Annotated in this window: 19 protein-coding genes and 1 tRNA gene; 14 read left to right on the forward strand and 6 right to left on the reverse strand. The window is 50.2% G+C overall.

Annotation, left to right across the window (positions count from 1 at the left end):
* The first annotated feature begins 91 nt into the window (after positions 1-91).
* The 7 genes from purE (at position 92) to sodC (ending at position 4,945) form a co-directional block, all read left to right on the forward strand.
* The gene (gene purE, locus D0Y50_RS02025; RefSeq protein ID WP_108565631.1) at positions 92-580 is read left to right on the forward strand and encodes a 5-(carboxyamino)imidazole ribonucleotide mutase; all 489 of its coding nucleotides are present in this window, start codon (positions 92-94) and stop codon (positions 578-580) included.
* Positions 580-1,731, forward strand: a complete 1,152-nt coding sequence (locus tag D0Y50_RS02030) for a 5-(carboxyamino)imidazole ribonucleotide synthase (RefSeq protein WP_108565630.1) — start codon at positions 580-582, stop codon at positions 1,729-1,731. Before purE ends, D0Y50_RS02030 begins: the two co-directional genes overlap by 1 nt.
* Before the next feature lie 83 nt (positions 1,732-1,814).
* A tRNA-Thr gene (locus D0Y50_RS02035) sits at positions 1,815-1,890 on the forward strand.
* A 102-nt stretch (positions 1,891-1,992) separates the two neighbouring features.
* Positions 1,993-2,460, forward strand: a complete 468-nt coding sequence (locus tag D0Y50_RS02040) for a copper chaperone PCu(A)C (RefSeq protein WP_108565629.1) — start codon at positions 1,993-1,995, stop codon at positions 2,458-2,460.
* A gap of 116 nt (positions 2,461-2,576) precedes the next feature.
* Positions 2,577-3,050, forward strand: a complete 474-nt coding sequence (locus tag D0Y50_RS02045) for a Dps family protein (RefSeq protein WP_108565628.1) — start codon at positions 2,577-2,579, stop codon at positions 3,048-3,050.
* A gap of 17 nt (positions 3,051-3,067) precedes the next feature.
* Entirely contained in the window at positions 3,068-4,186 is a 1,119-nt protein-coding gene (locus tag D0Y50_RS02050; RefSeq protein WP_117315248.1) for a PQQ-dependent sugar dehydrogenase, read from the forward strand.
* 231 nt (positions 4,187-4,417) lie between these two features.
* Positions 4,418-4,945: a superoxide dismutase family protein gene (gene sodC / locus D0Y50_RS02055; RefSeq protein WP_108565626.1), complete on the forward strand. Its 528-nt coding sequence runs from the start codon at positions 4,418-4,420 to the stop codon at positions 4,943-4,945.
* Between the two features lie 90 nt (positions 4,946-5,035).
* Here sodC and D0Y50_RS02060 read toward each other — a convergent pair whose 3' ends face one another.
* The gene (locus D0Y50_RS02060; RefSeq protein ID WP_117315250.1) at positions 5,036-7,126 is read right to left on the reverse strand and encodes a S9 family peptidase; all 2,091 of its coding nucleotides are present in this window, start codon (positions 7,124-7,126) and stop codon (positions 5,036-5,038) included.
* 3 nt (positions 7,127-7,129) lie between these two features.
* Positions 7,130-7,480 (reverse strand): DUF962 domain-containing protein, encoded by a 351-nt coding sequence (locus D0Y50_RS02065; protein ID WP_117315252.1) that lies wholly within the window; start codon positions 7,478-7,480, stop codon positions 7,130-7,132.
* Positions 7,481-7,614: 134 nt separating this feature from the next.
* Here D0Y50_RS02065 and trxA point away from each other — a divergent pair, with 134 nt between their 5' ends.
* Complete coding sequence (gene trxA, locus D0Y50_RS02070) at positions 7,615-8,475, forward strand: thioredoxin (protein ID WP_117318597.1); 861 nt, start codon at positions 7,615-7,617, stop codon at positions 8,473-8,475.
* 100 nt (positions 8,476-8,575) lie between these two features.
* On the opposite strand, the gene D0Y50_RS02075 is transcribed toward trxA, so the two are convergent.
* On the reverse strand, positions 8,576-8,995 hold the full coding sequence (locus D0Y50_RS02075; protein ID WP_108565623.1) for a hypothetical protein: 420 nt from the start codon (positions 8,993-8,995) through the stop codon (positions 8,576-8,578).
* A 183-nt stretch (positions 8,996-9,178) separates the two neighbouring features.
* Here D0Y50_RS02075 and D0Y50_RS02080 point away from each other — a divergent pair, with 183 nt between their 5' ends.
* The 5 genes from D0Y50_RS02080 (at position 9,179) to D0Y50_RS02100 (ending at position 14,003) form a co-directional block, all read left to right on the forward strand.
* Positions 9,179-10,351 (forward strand): aminotransferase class V-fold PLP-dependent enzyme, encoded by a 1,173-nt coding sequence (locus D0Y50_RS02080; protein WP_108565622.1) that lies wholly within the window; start codon positions 9,179-9,181, stop codon positions 10,349-10,351.
* A 14-nt stretch (positions 10,352-10,365) separates the two neighbouring features.
* Entirely contained in the window at positions 10,366-10,551 is a 186-nt protein-coding gene (locus tag D0Y50_RS02085) for a DUF2065 domain-containing protein (protein ID WP_108565621.1), read from the forward strand.
* Between the two features lie 163 nt (positions 10,552-10,714).
* Entirely contained in the window at positions 10,715-12,013 is a 1,299-nt protein-coding gene (locus D0Y50_RS02090) for an adenylosuccinate synthase (RefSeq protein WP_108565620.1), read from the forward strand.
* Positions 12,014-12,160: 147 nt separating this feature from the next.
* Complete coding sequence (locus tag D0Y50_RS02095) at positions 12,161-13,576, forward strand: aldehyde dehydrogenase family protein (protein WP_117315254.1); 1,416 nt, start codon at positions 12,161-12,163, stop codon at positions 13,574-13,576.
* A 10-nt stretch (positions 13,577-13,586) separates the two neighbouring features.
* Positions 13,587-14,003 (forward strand): VOC family protein, encoded by a 417-nt coding sequence (locus D0Y50_RS02100; RefSeq protein ID WP_108565618.1) that lies wholly within the window; start codon positions 13,587-13,589, stop codon positions 14,001-14,003.
* A 17-nt stretch (positions 14,004-14,020) separates the two neighbouring features.
* On the opposite strand, the gene ggt is transcribed toward D0Y50_RS02100, so the two are convergent.
* The 3 genes from ggt to D0Y50_RS02115 all read right to left on the reverse strand — a co-directional run bounded on the left by ggt (position 14,021) and on the right by D0Y50_RS02115 (position 19,449).
* On the reverse strand, positions 14,021-15,712 hold the full coding sequence (ggt, locus tag D0Y50_RS02105; protein WP_117315256.1) for a gamma-glutamyltransferase: 1,692 nt from the start codon (positions 15,710-15,712) through the stop codon (positions 14,021-14,023).
* 4 nt (positions 15,713-15,716) lie between these two features.
* A complete protein-coding gene (locus tag D0Y50_RS02110; RefSeq protein WP_117315257.1) occupies positions 15,717-17,093 on the reverse strand; it encodes a Na+/H+ antiporter NhaC family protein in 1,377 nt (458 codons plus the stop codon).
* A gap of 223 nt (positions 17,094-17,316) precedes the next feature.
* Complete coding sequence (locus tag D0Y50_RS02115; RefSeq protein WP_117315259.1) at positions 17,317-19,449, reverse strand: N-acetylmuramoyl-L-alanine amidase; 2,133 nt, start codon at positions 19,447-19,449, stop codon at positions 17,317-17,319.
* A 131-nt stretch (positions 19,450-19,580) separates the two neighbouring features.
* Here D0Y50_RS02115 and D0Y50_RS02120 point away from each other — a divergent pair, with 131 nt between their 5' ends.
* Positions 19,581-21,431, forward strand: coding sequence for a glycoside hydrolase family 3 protein (locus tag D0Y50_RS02120; protein ID WP_117315261.1), 1,851 nt, complete (start codon positions 19,581-19,583; stop codon positions 21,429-21,431).
* Positions 21,432-21,442 lie beyond the last annotated feature (11 nt).

Raw genomic sequence — 21,442 nt, forward strand, 5'->3', positions numbered from 1 at the left:
TTTTACGCTACAATCTGGCGCCTTTAATGGCACTGGCACTATGCCAGTGCACTAATATTCCCTCGTTTACCTCCATTAAAGGAAGCATTTGATGGCTAAAGTCGCGATAGTTATGGGCTCCACCTCGGATTGGCCTACCATGCAGCAAGCAGCACTGATGCTTAAAGAGTTTGGTGTTGAGTATGACGCCAGCGTAGTTTCCGCTCACCGTACGCCCAACCTGTTGGTCGAATTTGCTGAGCAAGCTGAAGCACAAGGTTTCAGTTGTATTATCGCGGGGGCAGGGGGCGCTGCGCACTTGCCTGGCATGCTTGCCGCCCACACTCATTTGCCGGTATTCGGTTGCCCGGTTAAATCCAAAGCATTGAATGGGTTAGACTCCTTACTGTCTATTGTACAGATGCCCAAAGGGGTGGCCGTAGGCACCCTGGCTATTGGCGAGGCAGGCGCTGCTAATGCTGGGCTGTTGGCAGCTCAGGTGGTAGCACTCCAGGATCCCAACGTGCGTCAGGCAATTATTGCGTTCAGACAGCAGCAAACCGACAAAGTTATGGCGAACAGCAAGCTGGAGCTTGAGTAATGAGAGTACTGGTGTATGGCGCCGGACAACTGGCGCAGATGATGTATCTGGCTGGTGCACCGTTAGGAATAGAAGTTGAAGCGGTAGACGTAAACACCGAGACTTTAGTTCATCCGGTCAGCAAGCTACCCTTAGAGGCGACATTAGCCCAGGCTATCGAAGCGGCAGATGCCCTGACAGTAGAGTTTGAGCATGTGCCTGAACACCTGTTGGAACAGGCTGAAAAAAGCGGCAAGCTAATGCCTTCAATGGAAGCTATTTTAGTCGGCGCAGACCGGGTTCGCGAAAAAGCCTTGCTAGATAACTTGCAGGTGGCAAATTGCCCCCACCGTATCGTTACCCAGCTGGATGAGCTGGATCGGTGCCTGCAGGAACTGGGCGATAAACTTATTATCAAAGCTAGCCGGGATGGTTACGATGGATATGGGCAATGGCGTTTAACCGAGGCCGCCCAATTAGAGGATATTAAAGCCTCTCTTAGTGGCCTGAATCTGCAACAGGTTCCGCTAATCGTAGAGCAGATGTTGTCGTTTGACCGTGAGTTGTCGTTAATCGGTGTACGCAGCAAAAGCGGTGAAATCAAAGTCTATCCGCTGACCGAAAATTTACATTATCAAGGGCAGCTACACGTATCGGTGGCGCCAGCCCCCGGTGTAACCCAGGCTATCTGGCAACAGGCGCAGGAAATTTTCACCCGACTGGCGCAGGGCATGCAATATACCGGCGTATTGGCCGTAGAGATGTTTCAGTGTGGCGATACCTTATTAGTAAATGAGTTAGCACCCAGAGTGCATAACTCCGGACACTGGACCAACAGCGGCAGTGATACCAGCCAGTTTGAAAATCATTTACGGGCAATTGTTGGCTTACCGCTTGGTGATACCCAAGCGCGCACGCCTGCGGCAATGGTCAATATTATCGGGTGTGGCGCGTTCTCGCGCGATTTGCTTAGTATCCCTGGCTGCCATTTACATTGGTATGGCAAAACAGTGCGGGAAAAACGTAAGATGGGCCACATTAACTTAACTGCCGATAACTATCAGCAGTTAGGCAATAAAATGGCACAGTTGGCAGGCTACGTGCCAAGCGAAGCCTTTCCGATGTTGCCTGACGAAGCAGAAAAACTCAGTAAACTCACAGAAAAGCCATAAAGCCCCTTGACAATATTGTGGCTAAGATTAGAATACGCTCCGCTTGCTTAGGCACACCTTTGCAAGCGTGTAGTACCCAGTGTGCCGACTTAGCTCAGTTGGTAGAGCAACTGACTTGTAATCAGTAGGTCGCCAGTTCGATTCCGGCAGTCGGCACCATTTTTTCTCCCGCTTCCCCACAAAAATACGACTTTTACAGTTTATTTGCTTCATCTGCTAACTTCAGTAATATAAACCAAACTCTTCGGCTAAAGTTGCGTTATGCCTGTGATATTTCGTGTGGTTATGCTGTGTATGCTGCTTTTGGGCAGTTGTGCTCAGGCTGCGTCGGATATTATCGTAGATAACCCTTATTTTGCAGCTGGCTTCGCGATGTCCAGTACCGCAGCAGGCTACATGACACTTTCCAACCACTCTGATAAACCGGTGACGCTAGTTCGCATTACTGTGAATAACCATGTGGCCAGTAAGGCTACGTTGCATACCAGCGTAATGGAAAATGGTATGGCAAAAATGCGCGCCCTGGCAGACGGAGTGACTCTCGCTGCGGGCGAACAGGTTAGGTTTTCGCCAGGCGGTAAGCATATTATGCTACATGGATTACAAAAGGCCTTAACCGTAGGGACAGTGGTTCCGGTAACGTTTTACTTTAGCGACATCAATACGCAACAAATAAACTTTACGGTTAAGCAACTTGATAATGGGGCGGGGCGTCACCATCATCATTAATTAACCGGGCTGACAGCAAAGAGGGCGGAAGTAATCCAAATCGCGCTCAGTTCAGTATCTAAAAGTAAGATGATAAACTCTATTATTTATCGCAAAAACTGATAAAGGAGCAAACGATGAGCAAGATTGATATCGGTATTTCAGAGAACGATCGTAATACGGTAGCTGAAGGTTTGAAAAGCCTGTTGGCAGATTCTTATACACTGTATCTACAAACTCACAACTTCCATTGGAACGTAACGGGCCCACAGTTTCGTGAATTACATCTGATGTTTGAAGAACATTATGTTGAACTGGCTGAAGCGGTTGATGATATCGCAGAGCGTATCCGTACTTTGGATGTTGTTGCACCCGGTACTTACAAGGCGTTAGCAGAACTAAGCTCTATTGAAGAAGTAGAAGGTGTACCAGAGGCAACCGAAATGGTGCGCTTACTTACGCATGGCCATGAGCAAGTAGTTAAAACATGCCGCGACGCCTTGAAAAAAGCGCAAGAGGCAGATGATGAGTCCTCTACAGCCCTGATTTCTGACCGTATGCGAGTCCATGAAAAAACAGCGTGGATGCTACGCGCAACATTACCAAGATAAGGTAATCAATTAACCTCATGAACAAACCTACTGGAATGTTGAAAAAGCGCCTGGCGGCTTTGCTGCCTGGCGCTTTTGTGTTTTTTGGCGCCCATGCGGCACAAACGAATGATTTACAGGTTACAGAGTTAGCTAGCGGGCTCAAAAACCCGTGGGGCATGGTATTTTTGCCCGAAGGCGATGTACTGGTGACCGAGCGAGCCGGGGCCATTCGGCGTTTTTCGTTTAATGATGGGCTAAGTGAACCCTTAACCAATGTACCTAAGGTTGACGCGGTCAACCAGGGTGGAATGCTGGATATCGCAATTGATCCGGATTACACCACGAATAACACTATTTATTTTTGTTATTCCAAAGCCGGTGATGGTGGCCGCAGTAGCGCGGTGGCAAAGGCCAAATTAAATGGGCAGGCCTTGTCGGATGTAAGCACAATATTTGTAGCCAATCCATTAGTAGATAATGGTTTTCATTTTGGGTGCAGGCTAGCGTTTGATGCAGATAAGCATTTATACATTACGCTGGGCGATCGGTATAAATACATGGACGAAGCGCAAAATACCGACAACCATCTGGGGAAAATAGTACGCATTAACACCGATGGTAGCGTGCCCGCCACTAATCCGTTCGCCAAAGGTAAAGCCCCCGAAGTATTTACTTATGGCCATCGCAATGTACAGGGACTGACCATTCATCCGCAAAGTGGCGCGGTATGGTCGATGGAGCACGGCCCTAAAGGTGGCGATGAGATCAATGTGTTAGAAAACGGCAGTAATTATGGCTGGCCGGTGATTACCTACGGTATTGATTACAGCGGTGAAATCATTTCTGACAAAACCGAGCAGGAAGGTATGGAGCAGCCCTGGTTGTATTGGGATCCCTCTATAGCCCCAAGCGGTATGGCATTTTACACGGGGACGGCCTTTAAAGACTGGGAAGGTGACTTATTAGTAGGCTCACTGAAGTTTACCCATTTACGACGGATAGAAATTGATAATGGTAAGCCCGGTAAACAACATGAGTACTTACGCGACCAGGCCGCTAGGATCCGTGATGTAGAAGTAGGACCGGATGGTCTTATCTATCTGTTAACGGATGCACCGGATGGTAAGCTACTGCAGTTATCGCCGCCAAAGTAACATTTTGTTATATAGAAAATTTGTTATATAGAAAACCAGTGCATGCACTGGTTTTTTTTGCTCTTTAGCCGGTACGATTTCTGATCTACATCGTACCTTTGTCATGTAGAAATTAGTCCAAAGTTTATGTGTTTTAACTGCGCTCTGCGCCTTGCATCCCCACCGGGTTAGGTTTTCTTAAGGTTCTCAGTGGGCGCGCACAAGACACTCACCAAGTAAGGATAAGGTCATATGGGCAAAATATTAACAGGGTTATCGGCTACACTACTGGCGTTAAGTACGCAATATGCTGTGGCAGACAGCATTAAAGTAGATATGAAAAATGTAAAGAGCAACGAATCTGCAGGCTCAGTACTGATTGAAGAACACGAAGATGGTCTGGTTTTCAAACCTTCCGTTGATGGTTTGACCCCAGGCGGGCATGGTTTTCATGTACATGAAAACGGCTCATGTGATAGCGCCATGAAAGACGGCGAGAAAGTGCCAGCAGGCGCTGCAGGCAGCCATTTAGATCCAGACAAAACCGGATCCCACGGCTACCCGTGGGATGGCCAGAATCATATTGGCGATCTGCCCTTATTATATGTCAGCGAAGATGGTCAGGCGACACACCCGGTATTGGCAACACGCTTAGCACTGGAAGACGTAGAAGGCAAAGCCTTAATGGTTCATGAAGGTGGTGACAATTATTCTGACTCACCGGAAAAACTTGGTGGCGGCGGCCCCAGAGTGTTATGTGGTGTTATTAAGGCCCAGTAAAAGGGTCTTTGCGTTACCTTAATAATGGCGGCCCTAAGCCGCCATTTTTTGTGGTCATATCCGACGTGGGATAAAGCGACAGAGTGCGGCCTATTGGCGCGGCTTAGCTTTTGCTTTTCCGGGATTTTTGTAGCGCTCAAACCAGGCCAAAATATTCCCGGTTTTTTGAATGAGGCGGGAGGGCCGTGCGGCTATACCGTGGGATGCACCCGGTATCCTTAACATGGCTGACGCCACACCCTGTAATTGCAGGGCCTGGTAAAACTGTTCGGATTCACTAATAGGGGTGCGATAGTCTGCTTCGCCGGTTAACAACAGGGTGGGGGTGGTAACATTTCCCACTAACGACAACGGCGAATGCTGCCATAAATGATCAGCAACTTCCCAGGGCTTTCCCGGCATCCAGTATTGAGAAAAATAAGGGTAAGCATCCGCCGTCAGGGCAAAGCTCAGCCAGTTAATCACCGGCTTGGCCACCACTGCAGCGGCGAACCGATCCGTTTTACCGATAGCCCAGGCCGTGAGTACCCCGCCACCAGAGCCACCGGTAATAAACAGATTTTGTTCATCCACATGGCCGGTTGCCACGCTGGCATCGACGACATCCATAAGGTCCTGATAGTCAGCTGACGGATAATTGTGATGAATAAGATTACCAAATTTGGCCCCATAAGAAGCACTGCCGCGCGGGTTGGCCCACACCACAATATATCCTTGCGCCGCCATAAGCTGTATTTCCAGGGCAAAATGCGGTCCATATGCCGCATGCGGGCCCCCGTGGATTTCCAGAATTAGCGGGAACCTTTGGCCTGTTGCGGCCGCATCAAAGCCGGGCGGGTAGGCAATCCAGGCGTCTATAGCGCGCCCGTCGGTGCTGGAGGTCACATTCAGTGCGACAGTATCGGCCAGCTTCAAATGGCCCAAAGCATCTTCATTTAATTGGGTCAGTGTCCGCTGCTTACCGTTACTATCGTGTAGCGCCAGGTCAGCGGGACGCTGCGCGCTGGCTAAGGTGTAGGCAATATCCCCACGGCTTGATAGGGTAAACTCGCCAGAGGTATAAGGACGGCCTAGCGATTGTCCCCCAACATCGACATCTAATTTGCTTAATTTGCCGTTAATTGAAACCCGTGCCAACCGTTGATGGCCTTTATCCAAATAGCCAAGTACCAGCGAGCGACTATCGGTATCCCACATAAAGTCGCCGAGCGAACGATCAAGCTTTGTGGTTAACCGCGTCAGTTTATTCGAGGTCAAATTAAGCACCACCAAATCACTATTTTGATATGACATACGCTGGTCATTCAGTTGGGTGAATGCCAGATACTGGCCATCAGGGCTGACTTTGGGGCTTCCTTCAGGCCCGGCCATACGAGTAACTTGCTCGGTAGTAGCGGTCGCCACATTAACCCGGTAAAGATCGCTGCGTAACGGGTGTAGCGCATAGTCTTCGGTAGGGTCGGTGGCATAGTAAAGCCATTGGCCGTCAGCAGAATAGCTCAGCTGGCTATCGATGGGATAGGCGCCGAACGTGAGCTGACGAGGGGTGCCCCCAGTTACCGGTAACACATAAATTTGAGCAAAACCAGTTGGCAGGTAACCGGCCCCATCAGCGCGGTATTCGGTGCGTTCAATAAAGTGTGCCTGTTCGGCCCATTTAGCACCATCAGGTTTGTCGGGCATCTGGGAAAATAACGGCGCAGTAGTAACCGGGGTAAAAAGTGTAAAAGCCAGTTGCTTACCGTCAGACGACCAGCTCAGGTGCGAGGGTTTTTGTTGTAGCCGGGTGAGTGGTGTCGTTAGTCCGTTGTCCAGATAATGCAGATAAACCTGCGGCTGCCCGCTGATGTCACTGATATACGCTAGTTTACTGCCATCGGGTGAGAGTACCGGTTGCGTAATGTTGCCGTTATCGGCTAACAGCGGTCGTTGCTCATCGCTGCTAAGATCAATTTGCCATACACTGCTGGTGGACTTATCTTGCATGATATCCATGCTGTGACGGACGTAATACAACGTTTTGCCATCTTGGCTAAAAAACGGCGCACCGGCATATTCAATATTAAATACATCCTGATAACGTAACATCTGCGAGGCGGTAGTCGAGGCATTAAGTTGGGGGCAGCAAAGCCAGACTGCGGCGAAGGCAACTAACCGGGAGGGTAAACGAAAAAGTCCCATATTTTATCCTTTTAAACCGGGGGCGGTGTCATAAGCCTGACCTTTCAGAGAAACTCTACCAATCAGGATGTCTTTAAACATAACCCAGTCTCCCCATAAACTGTAAAGGGGGTATCGAAACGTGGCTGGCCGGTTTTTTTCGAAGAAAAAGTGACCGACCCAGGCGAAGCCGTAACCGATAACCGGCAGCAGCCCCAGCAGTAACGCGTTGCTATACGTAATGGCTAATAGCACCACGACCAACACCAACGATGAACCTGCAAAGTGAAGTTGCCGGCAAGTAGCATGTTGATGCTCACTAAGATAGTAAGGGTAAAAATCTCCGAAGCGGGTGAAACGGACAGGCGAAGCCATAGCGCACTCACAAGGTTGTAAAACAATTGTAAACTGTAAAGTGCTTAGGGGGCGTTTGCAATCTATCGATGGCTTGTTTTTTAACAGCCGCGCCCCATATCATTTGGCAAATACATTCTTACGGGCAAACGAAGATGGACAACTTGGTACAAAACAATGTGGTTGATATTACGCTGGAAAACTTCCAACAAGTAATATTACAGCAGTCTCAGGAAAAACTGGTGATGGTTGACTTCTGGGCTTCCTGGTGTGAACCGTGTAAAGATTTAATGCCAATGCTGGAACGCATTGCGGCTGAATATCAAAACGATATGATACTGGCTCGCGTTGATTGTGAAGAGCAGCAGGATATTGCTGCCCAGTTTGGTATACGTAACCTGCCCACGGTAATGCTTGTGAAGGATGGTCAGCCAGTGGATGGGTTTGCCGGAATGCAAACCGAGAGTCAAATTCGTGAGCTACTCGCCAAGTACTTACCTCAGCCTGGCGATGAAGAACTGCAACAAGCTGCCCAGCTATGTCAGCAAGGCGATTATCAGGCCGCTTTTCCCTTAGCCAAACAAGCGGTAGATTTGGGCCCTGAGAATATTGATGCCCGCTATATATATATCGATTGTCTTATTGAGACCGGTTCGGTAGCCCAAGCCAAGACTGAGCTACAAGGTATCCGGCTGGTGGATCAGGATGCCCGTTATCAAACCCTGGTAGGCAAAGTAGAATTAGCCGAGCAGGCGGCAGAGTCGCCAGAGCTGAAGCAGCTGCAAGAAGCAGTAGCCAGCGACCCAGATAATTTACAACTGAAAGTTGAGCTTGCGGTGCAATTACAACAGGCACATAAAGCAGATGAAGCGCTGGCCCTATTGCACCAGGTACTGCTAACCGATTTAAATTTTGGCGAAGCCAAAAAAACCATGCTGGATATGATTAACGCGTTACCCGATGGCGAACCGTTAAAGTCGCTTTATCGGCGTAAAGTATATAGCTTACTCTATTAGGTGGCTGGCCCGGAGCGTTGACCACGGCCCGGGCCTTGTTGGCTAGGCGCACATACGTAGGCACCCATACGGTCTGCCTAAGCGGGGTTATAAATAGGGGCTATGGATAGGGGCTATAGCCTTCAGACTTCAGCCATTTGAGAGCCTCAAAATAGCTGAAAAAATAATCCCGCTGATAGTCAGCATGCAATGTGTTAGCGAAAGAGTGGGGATGGGTACGCTCGATTTGCGCACGCTTAACCATACCGCTATCAAGTACATAAGCGGCTCTGCATAGCCCTGCCCCAATACAATGACGGATTGATTCTGCCATGAGGTTTTGGCATTCAGGAGTGGTCAATACCCAGCGGCGACCATCTAACAAAGCGCCCCACGGCTGCTGGTCAAACACAGTAATAGTGGCCTGAATATCTTCCACCACCTGCTCTGTGGTCGCCCGGTTCCATGAACCAGTGGCGTACACTTCCAGCATGTTGCCTGACACATCAAGCGCATATTGTCCGTAACTTGGAAATCGCATTCCTTTCGTACCTGGCTTGTTCTATATTTAAGGTATAGCAGAAACTACGGGGAATACCCTAATAGATATCACTGGTCGTAGTTGTTTTATAGTGCTTGTGTACAAGCGACGAGTACGCTAACCAGTACCCTGAATTGTTGAACTCTGCTACATTGCTTTATCCCGTTTCTGTGGCAGGTCGTTATGTATCAACAATTTTACCGGCGCTTTTTAGCCGCCCACCAGGATCAACAGCATTTTGCTTGCCACAGCCACTATTTTTGGCCTGATGTGACCCGTGATGCTATGTTGGAATTCTGGGACGACAGCGCCCGTCTGGCCGATCGCAAGTGGGATTTTTTCTTTACAGAAGTGATTCCCGAAGTACAGCAATATATAAGCAATACGCTTAATACCCGTATGCCAGAGCAAATTGTCTTTGCGCCTAATACACATGAACTTATTGCCAGATTACTTAGCTGTTTGCCGGTATGCTCTAGCGCCCCCGCACCGCCGGCCATACTGACGACCGATAGCGAATTTCACAGCGTGAATAGGCAACTTCGTCGGCTCGAAGAAGCCGGAGTAATAACGTGCGAACGTATCGCTACCCAGCCATTCGATAACTTTGAGCAGCGTTTTATTGACGCGCTTGCCGCGCGCCAGTGGGATATGGTTATCTTCAGCCAGGTATTTTTCAATTCCGGCTATGTGGTGAAGAACCTGCCCCGTATTGTAGAGGCAGTCACCCACAGTGAAACCATCATCGTTATAGATGGGTACCACAGTTTTATGGCGCAACCGATAGATTTGCAGGCTCTGGCACAACGGGTATTTTTTATTGCCGGAGGGTACAAGTATGCCCAGGCAGGCGAAGGCGTATGCTTTGCTCATGTGCCCCCGGACAATGGCTTACGCCCGACATTTACCGGCTGGTTTGCCGAATTTGGTGCGCTGGCGAAAACCCAGCAGGGCGCGGTGGGTTATGCCGGGAATGGTCTGCAGTTTGCTGGCGCTACCATGGATTTTTGTGCGCTGTATCGCCTACGGGCCGTTTACCGGCTCTTGGCAGTACACCGAATAGAAGTAGACGATATTAACCGCCATGTAAAAGCCGTCCAGGAGGCATTTTTACGGCAATTAGATGATACCAATCATACCCTGTTGAACCGCCGTAACCTGGTGGTGAACGCGTTATCGGACTGCGGCCATTTTCTTACCTTTGAATTTAGCGATGCACAAACCACTCAGCAGCTGGCTGAGGCGCTGGAGTCGCAAGGTATACTGACCGATTACCGGGGGGCGAGGTTGCGCTTTGGCTTTGGTATGTATCATGATCCCGGCCAGCTAAACCTACATTTTTTAACCAATATTTGAAGTATAAATAGCTTATGCAACTATTCTTGTTGGCCCTGGCAATAGTGCTGATTATCGAGGGCTTGGGGCCTATGCTCATGCCCCATCGCTGGCGTTTGTTTTTACTCGAAATGAGCCAGCAACCCTCTGAAACGCTGCGTAAAATCGGCGGAATCATGGTCGTTGCTGGCGGCGTAACCCTGTATTGGTTCTGGCCGTGAATAAGCAACAGAGCTTATTCCGGGAGACGGCTCAAAGGCGCCGGCATTCCCCTAATACCGGGGCGCTATTCGATGGCTGTAGCGCAGATGCGTGTAAAAAGAGGTGATCAACGCCGCTGATCTTTGATAGAATCTTCGCCTAATTTTCTTACACATTCGATTCATGGCAAAGAACGTAGTGGTACTTGGCACCCAATGGGGTGACGAGGGTAAAGGTAAAGTAGTAGATCTTCTCACAGACCGGGCAAAATATGTGGTGCGCTATCAAGGTGGACACAATGCCGGGCATACTCTGGTAATTGACGGTGAGAAGACAGTTCTTCACTTAATCCCCTCTGGTATTCTTCGTGAAAACGTAACCTGCATTATTGGTAACGGCGTGGTACTTAGCCCCGAAGCCCTGATGACAGAGATGAAAATGTTGGAAGATCGAGGCGTCCCGGTACGGGAACGCCTTAGAATCAGCGAAGCCTGTCCTTTAATTCTGCCTTATCATATTGCGCTGGATGTGGCGCGTGAAAAGGCCCGTGGCGATAAAGCTATCGGCACCACCGGGCGCGGTATTGGCCCTGCCTACGAAGATAAAGTATCCCGTCGTGGCCTGCGTGTAGGCGACCTTTTCAATGCTGAAGACTTCAAAGTTAAACTTAAAGAAGTTCTGGATATTCATAACTTCACGTTGACCCAGTATTACAAGGTAGAAGCGGTCGATTTTGATGAAGTCTATGCTCAGGCGATGGCAGTGGCAGACATTCTCAAAGCCATGGTGGTGGATGTAACGGATGTATTGGACAAAGCCCACCGCGCTGGCTCTCCAATTATGTTTGAAGGCGCTCAAGGTACGTTGCTGGATATTGACCACGGCACCTATCCTTATGTTACATCGTCTAATACTACCGTTGGTGGGGTGGCCACCGGCGCCGGTTTTGGTCCGCTGAAACTCGATTATGTTTTGGGTATTGTAAAAGCCTACACCACACGCGTGGGCTCTGGTCCATTTCCTACTGAGCTGGCCTGTGATGTGGGCCAGCATCTGGGCGAAAAAGGCCACGAATTTGGCGCTACCACCGGCCGTAAACGTCGCACGGGATGGTTTGATGCCGTGGCCATGAAACGTGCAGTACAAATCAACTCCATTACCGGTTTTTGTTTAACTAAGCTGGATGTACTGGATGGGTTGGAGTCATTACAGATTTGTATTGGCTATGAAGACGCCCAGGGTAACGTAAAAGATGTTCCTCCCATGGCTGCTGACGGTTACGACAAAATCAAACCGGTCTATGAAGAAATGCCTGGTTGGTCGCAAACGACGTTTGGGGTGCAATCTTTTGCCGACCTTCCGCAGGAAGCGAAAAACTACATCAATCGTCTGGAAACGATTACCGGCGTGCCAGTAGACATTATCTCTACTGGCCCGGATCGCAACGAAACGATCGTTTTACGCAATCCTTACGACGCCTGATCACACTTTATCCAATAAGTTATCCACAGCCTGCTTCGTGCAGGCTGTGTTGTTTCAGGCACAATATTCCGGCTTCTCTTGTTATCCTCTTTTCAGCATAAAACGCTCTGATATACTGCTTCAAATTCATTAGATTATGATTTGGCAATGTATAGCGCCCCTGACCACACCGCACCATTAGACGCTGCTGAAAATGCGTTGATAAATGACAGCTACCAGCAACTTAAACAAAGCGCAAACAGTGGGCGAACGCATCCATTGCAGTGGCGGACTGGTCAGTTAGAGGCGTTAAAAGCATTACTTGAACAGCATCAGGATGCCCTGATCCAAGCGCTACATGAGGACTTAGGGAAATCAGTAGCAGAAGCCTGGACCTCTGAAATAGGCTTTTTATTAAGTGATATTAAACATACGCTGAAGCACCTGAAACGCTGGAGTAAACCTAGAAAGGTGCGCACCCCATTAATTGCCCAGCCAGGTACCAGCTATATTTTACCTGAGCCACTGGGCGTAGTGCTTGTCATCGGTGCCTGGAATTATCCCTTACAACTCACGCTGGCGCCGTGCATCGCAGCACTTGCGGCAGGCAACTGTGTTTTACTTAAGCCCTCAGAGCTTGCCCCGGCTACCTCTGCACTGATCAAAAAACTTATCCCCAGGTACCTTGACCCCAGTGCGATCGCGGTGATCGAAGGCGGCGAAGCGCCGACTACCGCATTGCTTCGCTGCCACTGGGATCATATTTTTTATACCGGTGGTGAAGCGGTTGCTAAAATTGTCATGCGGGCAGCCAGTGAATACCTAACCCCGGTTACCTTAGAGTTAGGCGGCAAAAGCCCTTGTTTAGTAGAGCGTTCTGCAGATATTGAGGTAACCGCCCGGCGTATTGTTTGGGGTAAATGGATGAACGCAGGTCAAACCTGCATAGCGCCTGATTACATTATCGTGGAAGAATGTATCAAAGAAGCATTGCTCAACGCATTAAAAAGAGCGTTAGTAGAACAATACGGTAAACAACCTCTTCGTAGTAACGACTATGGCACTATTATAAATGCTTCGCATTTGGCCAGAGTACGCAGCTATCTTGGTGATCATACGATTTATCACGGTGGCGTAATTGACGAACAGCGGCATAAAATGGCGCCGACTATTGTGCTGGATCCCAATCTGGATAGTGCGTTGATGCAAAACGAAATATTTGGGCCGATACTGCCCGTTATCACGACCACCCAGATATCCGAAAGCCTGGCATTCGTGCGCGATCGCCCTAAGCCTCTGGCCCTGTATTTGTTTACCAACGATGCGACGTTAACCCACCGGGTCATTAACACCATGAGTGCCGGAAGTGTCTGTGTGAACGATGTGATGCTATTTATGGCCAATCCTGCGTTACCGTTTGGCGGGGTAGGTAGTAGTGGTATGGGCCAGTACCATGGAAGTGCCGGGTTTGACCGGTTAAGTCATTTAAAATCGGTGATGGTAAGAAAATTCTGGCTGGACGTGGCGTTACGTTATGCGCCATTTTCGGCGCGCAAGCTGGCTATGCTAAAAAAATTACTTTAGGAGCAAATTTATGCCACAACCTTTTCATTTAGCGATACCTGTTGATGATCTTGATGCAGCAGCGGACTTTTATGGCACGCTTTTAGGGTGCCAGCGCGGCCGCAGTGATGTGCAGTGGATTGACTGGGATTTTTATGGACACCAGTTAGTTACCCATAAAGTAGCAAAAATGCCGACGTCAGCGGTGCCCAACGAGGTGGATAATCATGCTGTGCCGGTACCCCATTTTGGTGTGGTACTGACAATGGAACAATGGCAAAAATTGGCTGACACTTTAAAAGCCGCGCAAGTTGAATTTGTTATTGCGCCTTATATACGTTTTAAAGGTCAGCCAGGTGAGCAGGCTACGATGTTTTTTAAAGACCCAGCGGGCAATGCTTTGGAATTTAAAGCCTTCGCTGATATACAGCAGTTATTTGCCCGCTAGCGCGGGCATGCCATTCGCTAGTGTTCCAGCGCCGGTTTAACCAGGCTTTTGCCCCGGCCGCTTTGTTCAGACGCCGCGTCAAGCCCGTCCATAGTACGTTTAATTAACTGAACATCACCAAAATGACGCTCATCCAGCGTATAGCCAAGTGCCTCAAGCGACTGTTTGACCTCGTCAGTTAGTCCTTCGTGCACTCGAATAGTATCTTTGGGCCACAGCTGATGATGAAACCGGGGTGCGTTGGTAGCGCGTTCGGCGTTCATATCAAAATGCAGGGCATTCAGCAAAGACTGAGTGACGGACGAGATAATAGTAGTGCCACCCGGAGAGCCGGTCACCAGCACAACATGTTGTTGGTTATCCAGCACCACTGTAGGGGTCATAGACGACAGCATGCGTTTGTAAGGTTGGATTTCATTCGCTTTCCCACCTATTGCGCCAAAGAAATTAGGGACGCCGGCTTTTGCACTAAAATCGTCCATTTCATCGTTAAGCAGGAAGCCTGCGCCATCTACTACCACACCATTGCCAAAGCCCAGGTTCAAGGTAGTAGTAATGGCGACAGCATTACCCCACTGGTCAACAATACTGAAGTGGGTGGTTTGCTCACTTTCATACAAGCCAGGCTGTATATCTTCACTAACTGATATCGCCTCAACATTCACCTGGTTGGCACGTTCAACGATATAGTCATCAGCCGTTAGCGCCTTTACCGGCACCTCAATAAAATCCGGATCGCCCAGATATTGCGCGCGATCGGCAAATACGCGTTTACCAATTTCTGACATCAAATGGATATAGCGCGCGGAATTATGCGCAGCGGGCGCCTGCCCCTTTTCCAATTGCTCCAACATACCGATCCATTGCGCTACCGCGATACCACCAGAGCTGGGGGGCGGCGCAGTAACCAGGGTGTAATCCTGCCACTTAAAGAGGATGGGATCGCGCCAGATAGCTTGATACCGATTAAGATCATCCTGGGTAATCAACCCCTGGTTAGCTTGCATATAGTCGGTAAGCAATTGCGCCGTCTGGCCAGCGTAAAAGCCCGCTTTACCTTGGTCGCGAATACGTATTAAGGTGGCTGCCAGTTCAGGTTGCTTAAACACCTTGCCCGCTTTAGCATGACCAAAATAGCGGGAAAAATTCGCGTTAACGCCTTTTGCCTCGCTACGTTCGATATACTTTTCGATACCCACGGCTAATTGTTTAGGTACGACGAACCCATTCTGCGCTAAATCTATGGCCGGTTGCACCAGCCTTGCCCAGGGTAAACTACCGTATTTTTGATGAGCGGCCCACATGCCAGCCACCGACCCAGGCACGCCTGACGCCCGCACTCCATACAATGAGTCCAACGGTTTGACCTTTCCCTGCGCATCTAAATACATGTCCCGATGGGCTTTCCCCGGTGCCATTTCACGAAAATCCAGAAACGCCGGTTCATCCTCATACACCAGGGTCATAAAGCCGCCGCCGCCGATATTGCCGGCTTCCGGCAGGGTCACCGCCAGCACAAACTGGGTAGCGATAGCCGCATCAATGGCGTTACCTTGTTCGTTAAGCACCGCCATAGCGGCATCGGCGCTAAACGTATCCGGTGTGGCTACAGCGTGTTGGGGTGGGGGGGTAACCGTACTGGAATCGGGTAAATGACCGCTACAGCCGGTAATAAAAACAAACAGACTTAACCATAATAAGTGGCGCATTGTGTTATCCAATCATGAGTATACTGGCGATGACATAGGCAACGAGGGTCAGCCCCCCGGCTACCAATGCGTAAGGAAGCTGTGTGCGAACATGGGTTAACAGATCGCAGCCGGCAGCAATAGAGGATACCGCAGAAGTATCTGATATTGGCGAACAGTGATCGCCAAAGATGCCGCCACCCAATATAGCTGCGATGACCAACGAGGGCGGCAAACCTAAGGATTGGATGAGCGGTACTCCTATGGGGATCAGAATGGCGAAAGTTCCCCATGACGTGCCGGTGGTAAACGACATAACGGCGCCGGCTAAAAAAAGCATAGGGACGACCAGTACCAAAGGCAGGTACTCACCCACAATCCCAGAAACAAATATTCCGGTACCCAATACTTTAAGGCTACTGCCTAAGGTGAGCGACAGCAGCACAATGGTTACCAGCGGCAGCAACTCGCCCATTCCTTTAAATCCAATTTCCACGGCTTGCTGGTGGCTAAAACGCTGGTAGGTAATCAGCAATAAATAGGCGACGGCGGTGGCCAGAACGGTAGCATATAACACCGATTTACTTCCGCTACCCTGCGCCAATTCCCCGTTGCCGGTCCAGATCATGAAGCCCACCATACTTACCACCATGGTTACTAGGGGCACTATCATAAACCGGGCCTTGGTAGCCGGCGTGGTTTCCACCGGGGTCTGCAGATGCTGTTGTTTTTCATCTTCAACCGCCATGGGCCCATGAACTTTATCTTTAGCAATGGTGTAAACTACCATCGCCAAGGTGATCAACGCATAGAAGTTCAGGGGGACAGAACCCCATAAGATACTTACCGAAGAGGCCGGCAATTCGTAAGTATCGAGCATGCCTAAAACAAACGCGCCCCACCCATTTAGCAGAATCAGAATACATACCGGGGCACTGGTACTGTCTATGATATAGGCCAGTCTGGCCCGACTCATTTTGAATTTATCAAATAGCCCCCGGGCGAATATGCCTGCGGTCAGTACACTTAAATTAGACTCAATAAAAACCGCAATACCGGTAAGCATAGTCAGGCTTCCCACCTGCCGACGGCTTTTCGCTACGCCTTTGCCAATCAACCAGTTTACTGTGGCGGTCACCCCACCAGAATCACGAATATAAGCCAGCAGAGCCCCAACCAGGACCGAGAACAGCAATATACGGGTGTTGCCCGGGCTGGCAGCTACTTCAATAACTCGCTCCATTGAGGTAATGGGGGCCATGATAATACTGCTTTGTGCTGCCTGAACCAGAATGAGCGCCTCGGCACTTAATACAGCCAGCAGCAGCGCCATGATGACTTCCCGTTTCCAGAAAACAACAACAATAGCGACCAGTGGGGGGATGATTGACACCCAGTCCATATATTTTCCTACAATGTTCTTGGTATGGTTTGGCAACATTCGCCGCCATTCAGCGGAAGCCTTTCGTTGCCTTTAGGGGATAGCGCGGGGACTGGGCCCAGCATGAATAAACGCAAACCTTTACCCACGGCATTTTATTACAGGCGGTTAGCCTACCCAGAATTACCTTTTAAAGATACCCTTTTGCCTGAGCCAACAGTATTTGACGATTAACCGAGGCCAATCAGTTATTCAATAAGGCTAAGTACACGTGTTGTAAGGTGGTTATACTGCTTTGGGCCAATAGTGGTTTGCCCGCCGCGGTGGCCACAGCGCAATCTTTCTGCGTGACGGTGATTGCCAGATAAAGCGCCGGGTCAATGACCAGCAATTCACAAGGCAAGGCTAGTCCCACCGCCTGGGGTGAAGCCAGGGCAGGTAGCCAGCTTTGCTCGCCTGGTGCGCTCCACCCATAGCCTTTTTGTGGTCTCAGGCTCGCCGCAAAGCTTTGCCATTCGCGTATTGAAAACCGGTGATTATCGCCATACCCCCCAGCGTTTAGCAAACGTTGTATGAGCTGCTCAGTTTCTGCTACTGGCGCCTTAGCGGGTAACTCTGATTGGGGGATAGCGGCGCTATCAAGGGGCTTCCTGGCTTCTTGTTCGCTCATTGGTTGCGTCGGCGCCGCGAAGAAAGCCGGATAATCAGTATTGGACACAGTTACTTTTAGCAGGCTATTGAGAAGCGCACTCGCCGCCGCCCACTGCTGAGCATTTGCCGGCGGCAATCCCGATGAAGCGCGTAAGGAGCCGGTTAATTCCGCTGGCTGTATGTGGCGCCAGTAAGCAGGCTTGGCAAATGGGTCATAATAGGCGCTTTCATGGTTAACCGGAGTGTTTTTAGCGCCAGCCCCGCGATAGCGGCACACCAGCGAGAGAATATCCTTTACCCGGCACCGTTCACGCCCGGCTCCGGAAAAATAAGGGACATAGTGAATGACGGGATACTCCAATTGAAGCTTTTGTTGATAATGCGCGGCCAAAAGCTGACTTAACTGAGTTACCGCCTGGCCGACGCCGGGACCGGCGGGGCCGGTTTGGTATAATAATTTACCCTGCTCAATCACCGTTACTGCAAGCGAGTCGGGCGGTTGCCATGTTGAAAGCCGGGCGTCTGGCGATACGGGGCTTAGTAGTTGCGGATAATCTATGGCCACCTGGAGTGTGGCATCACGGTGGTCGAGCCCTGTTATCTGCAAGCTATTCAACCCTGAACGGGTGAGTTTGCTCAGGTTGTAAGCATACTTTTGGCCAGCTTTAACAGGCCTGTCGATAGCGAGGTTTTTGCCATTTATCCGGATATTTAGCGCCAGGTTCGCGGTGCTGCGCAGGGTCAGATTGCCCTGACCTTGTAGGGTAGCAAACCCCAATGCTGCATCTTTACTTAAGGCGGCGTGTAATAAAGGACCGGCAGGTTTTTCGGTAGGGCGCTCAGCGGCACGATAGACCGTCATGATCTGACTGTGCTGCTGGGTAAAATACTTTTGTAGTAGTGCCATCACTGCCGCACTGGTGGGCGGATCGGGCTCGCCGGTGACCTGCCAGGGCACAAAATGCATTTGAAAAGCCGCCAGGGCATGGCGTGTTTGCAGGTCGAGGATTCCGGTCAGCGTCACCCCGTAGCCGTAATCAAAAAGCGCCTGTTGCAGCAATGCTATAGATAGGGGCCGCTGGGAAAATAATTGCCAATGGTGATACAGCGCTTCATCATCATACCAGGCGCCAATTCCTGCGTGGTATAGCTGTTGCCAGGGAAACCGTGGACCGGGGTCCATTTTGCGCGCAAAAGCGATATCGGCATGGCCCACAATCGAGGTCGGTGAAATATCAGGATAGCGCTGCTGTATGGCGGTTAGCAACTCCACCAGCGCTTCAATCTGATCGGGGTCATAGTCAGGGAACTGACACAGCCGTGCGCTAGCGGCGGCGGCCTGTGCCTGCGCCAGGCTTAAGCGATCGCAACGGGGCTGATAGACCAGCTCGATACCAATAGAGGTATCGTTGAGTCTGTCGCGCTGCTGCCAGTAGCTGATACCGGCATGCCAGGCGCGGTCATGCTCGTCTACCATTTGGACCGTAGTTGCCGTAGCAAATGGGCTACTGGCATCGGCCTGCTGACTGATCAGGTAATGGGCACTTACGCCGCCTGGTGCGCTAAGCGCATGCACCGATTCGGCGTAATCGACCGTGGTAAAATGTATCACCACAGACTTTACCCGCTGGCCTTTGTTGGCCGAAGGGAGATGAGCAATAGGAGTATGGCTGCAAGCAGCCAACAGCGTTATCAGCGCTAACAGCGCAATAAGGTTACCGCGCATAAACAGACATTATAAAAAAGACACTGCTTGTACTGTACGCAACTGTCGTTAACTTTCGCAAGCCGTTGTTTTGATTTATTGCAGGGGTGCAGTAGCATACGTGCACTGTTTGTTTTGGTGTGTGCCTTGCTATGAAGTATTTTGCCGGATTTTTGCTGTTGTTGATAGGCTGTGGTGCAGCAAACGCCGCCCGTTCGTTATCTGATAGCGAGATGCTCGGGCAAAAAATGATACTGGATTTTCGCTATTTCTGTGCGGACAATACGCCGGCTGCCACGTGTCGTCAGCCTGTCACTGAGTTAACCCCGGCACTGGCTGACATACTTACCTCCGGCGCCATCGGTGGCGTAATCTTGTTTAGCGAAAATATTCGCTCTGTAGCCCAGGTGGTCAAATTCAATTATCAGCTGCAAAAACTTATGCACGATAATAATCTGCCACCTCTGTTTATTGCTATTGATCAGGAAGGTGGACGGGTTGCACGTATCCCAGATGCTATGGCTACCCGATACGTAGGCAATATGGCAATTGGAGCCAGTTATGCTGCTTATGATACCGAGTTTGCTACGCAGGTGGCGAATGGGTTGGCTAACTCACTTAGATTATTAGGATTTAACGTTAATTTTGCACCTTCGATTGACGTGAATAGTAATCCGCATAATCCTGTAATTAATGTGCGAAGCTATGGAGAGTCACCTACTTTGGTGGCCGAGCTGGGCATAGCAACCATTGCCGCGCTACAAAAGCAGCAGATTGTCAGCGCGGTTAAACACTTTCCTGGTCACGGCGATACCAGTGTCGACAGCCATACCGGGTTGCCCAAAGTTGAGCATAGTTTAGCCCACATAAAGCGCGCTGATTTGCTGCCGTTTGTACGGGCCATTAAAAGCGCGACGCCCCCTCAAATGATCATGAGTGCACATATTCAGTATCCTGCGCTAGATGATACAAAAGTCACCTCCCGGACGGGTGAAGAAATAGCGTTGCCGGCGACCCTATCGAAAAAAATTCTTACCGGTTTATTGCGTAACCAACTGGGCTATACGGGGTTAATTGTGACAGATGCACTTGATATGGCAGGTATCGCGCAATATTTTACGCCTAGCCAGGCGCTGGTGCAGACATTTTCGGCGGGCGCCGATATTGCCTTGATGCCATTTTCTATTCGTAATCCAGACGACATCCATCGGTTTAATCAGATAAGACAACATGTGCTTGGCGCATTAGCTTCCGGCGCATTATCACATACCGAATTCACTGCTTCAGCCGCACGCATCCTTGCGCTGAAGGAAGGCCATGCCGCCGGGCAGTTTTTACAGCAATCACTGCTGGTGCGCCAGGCAAGGGCTACGGCGGCCTTGCCTTCGGCCGCCCAGCAGGCCACCGAACTGGCATTAGCCCAAGCAGCACTGACCCAGCTATTCAATACCAAAGTGCTGCCATTGGATATCAGCCAGCGTATAGCCGCCATCATGCCAGATACGGCTCGCTGTCATGCTTTTACCGCAGCGCTGACTGGGATCAGTCCGGCAATCAAAGTGCAGTGTTATACCTCATTGCTCGCAAGTGATATGCGGCAGACGGCTGGCTGGCAATCAGCTGACATAGTGGTGTTAGCTGACATTACACCGGTTCATAGCGTGGCCGAAACCGGCGGCCTGGACAACCCTGCTACACTCGCCGGGCGAATCTCAGCTAATGCCCGGCAGCAGTGGCAATATGCCCTGTTGAAACAGGCAAAGACAGCGGGCAAGAAGACGGTGTTTGTAAGTATGCGGGCGCCTTACCAAATACGCCACTATGAGGCGGTCAGCGATGCCGCCCTGGCTACTTTTGGCTACAATGTACAGACCTTGCCCCATAAGGACGCGCAGCGCACTACGGCCCGGGGGGCGGTGTTTGAAGCATTGGCGCAGGGCCTGTACGGTAAAATACCATTAACCGGGCGCTCACCGGTCACTATACCGTTGCGTCAGCATTAGTCTTTAAGGGT

It is taken from the genome of Salinimonas sediminis (assembly GCF_003429285.1).
Classification (GTDB): Bacteria; Pseudomonadota; Gammaproteobacteria; order Enterobacterales; family Alteromonadaceae; genus Alteromonas; species Alteromonas indica.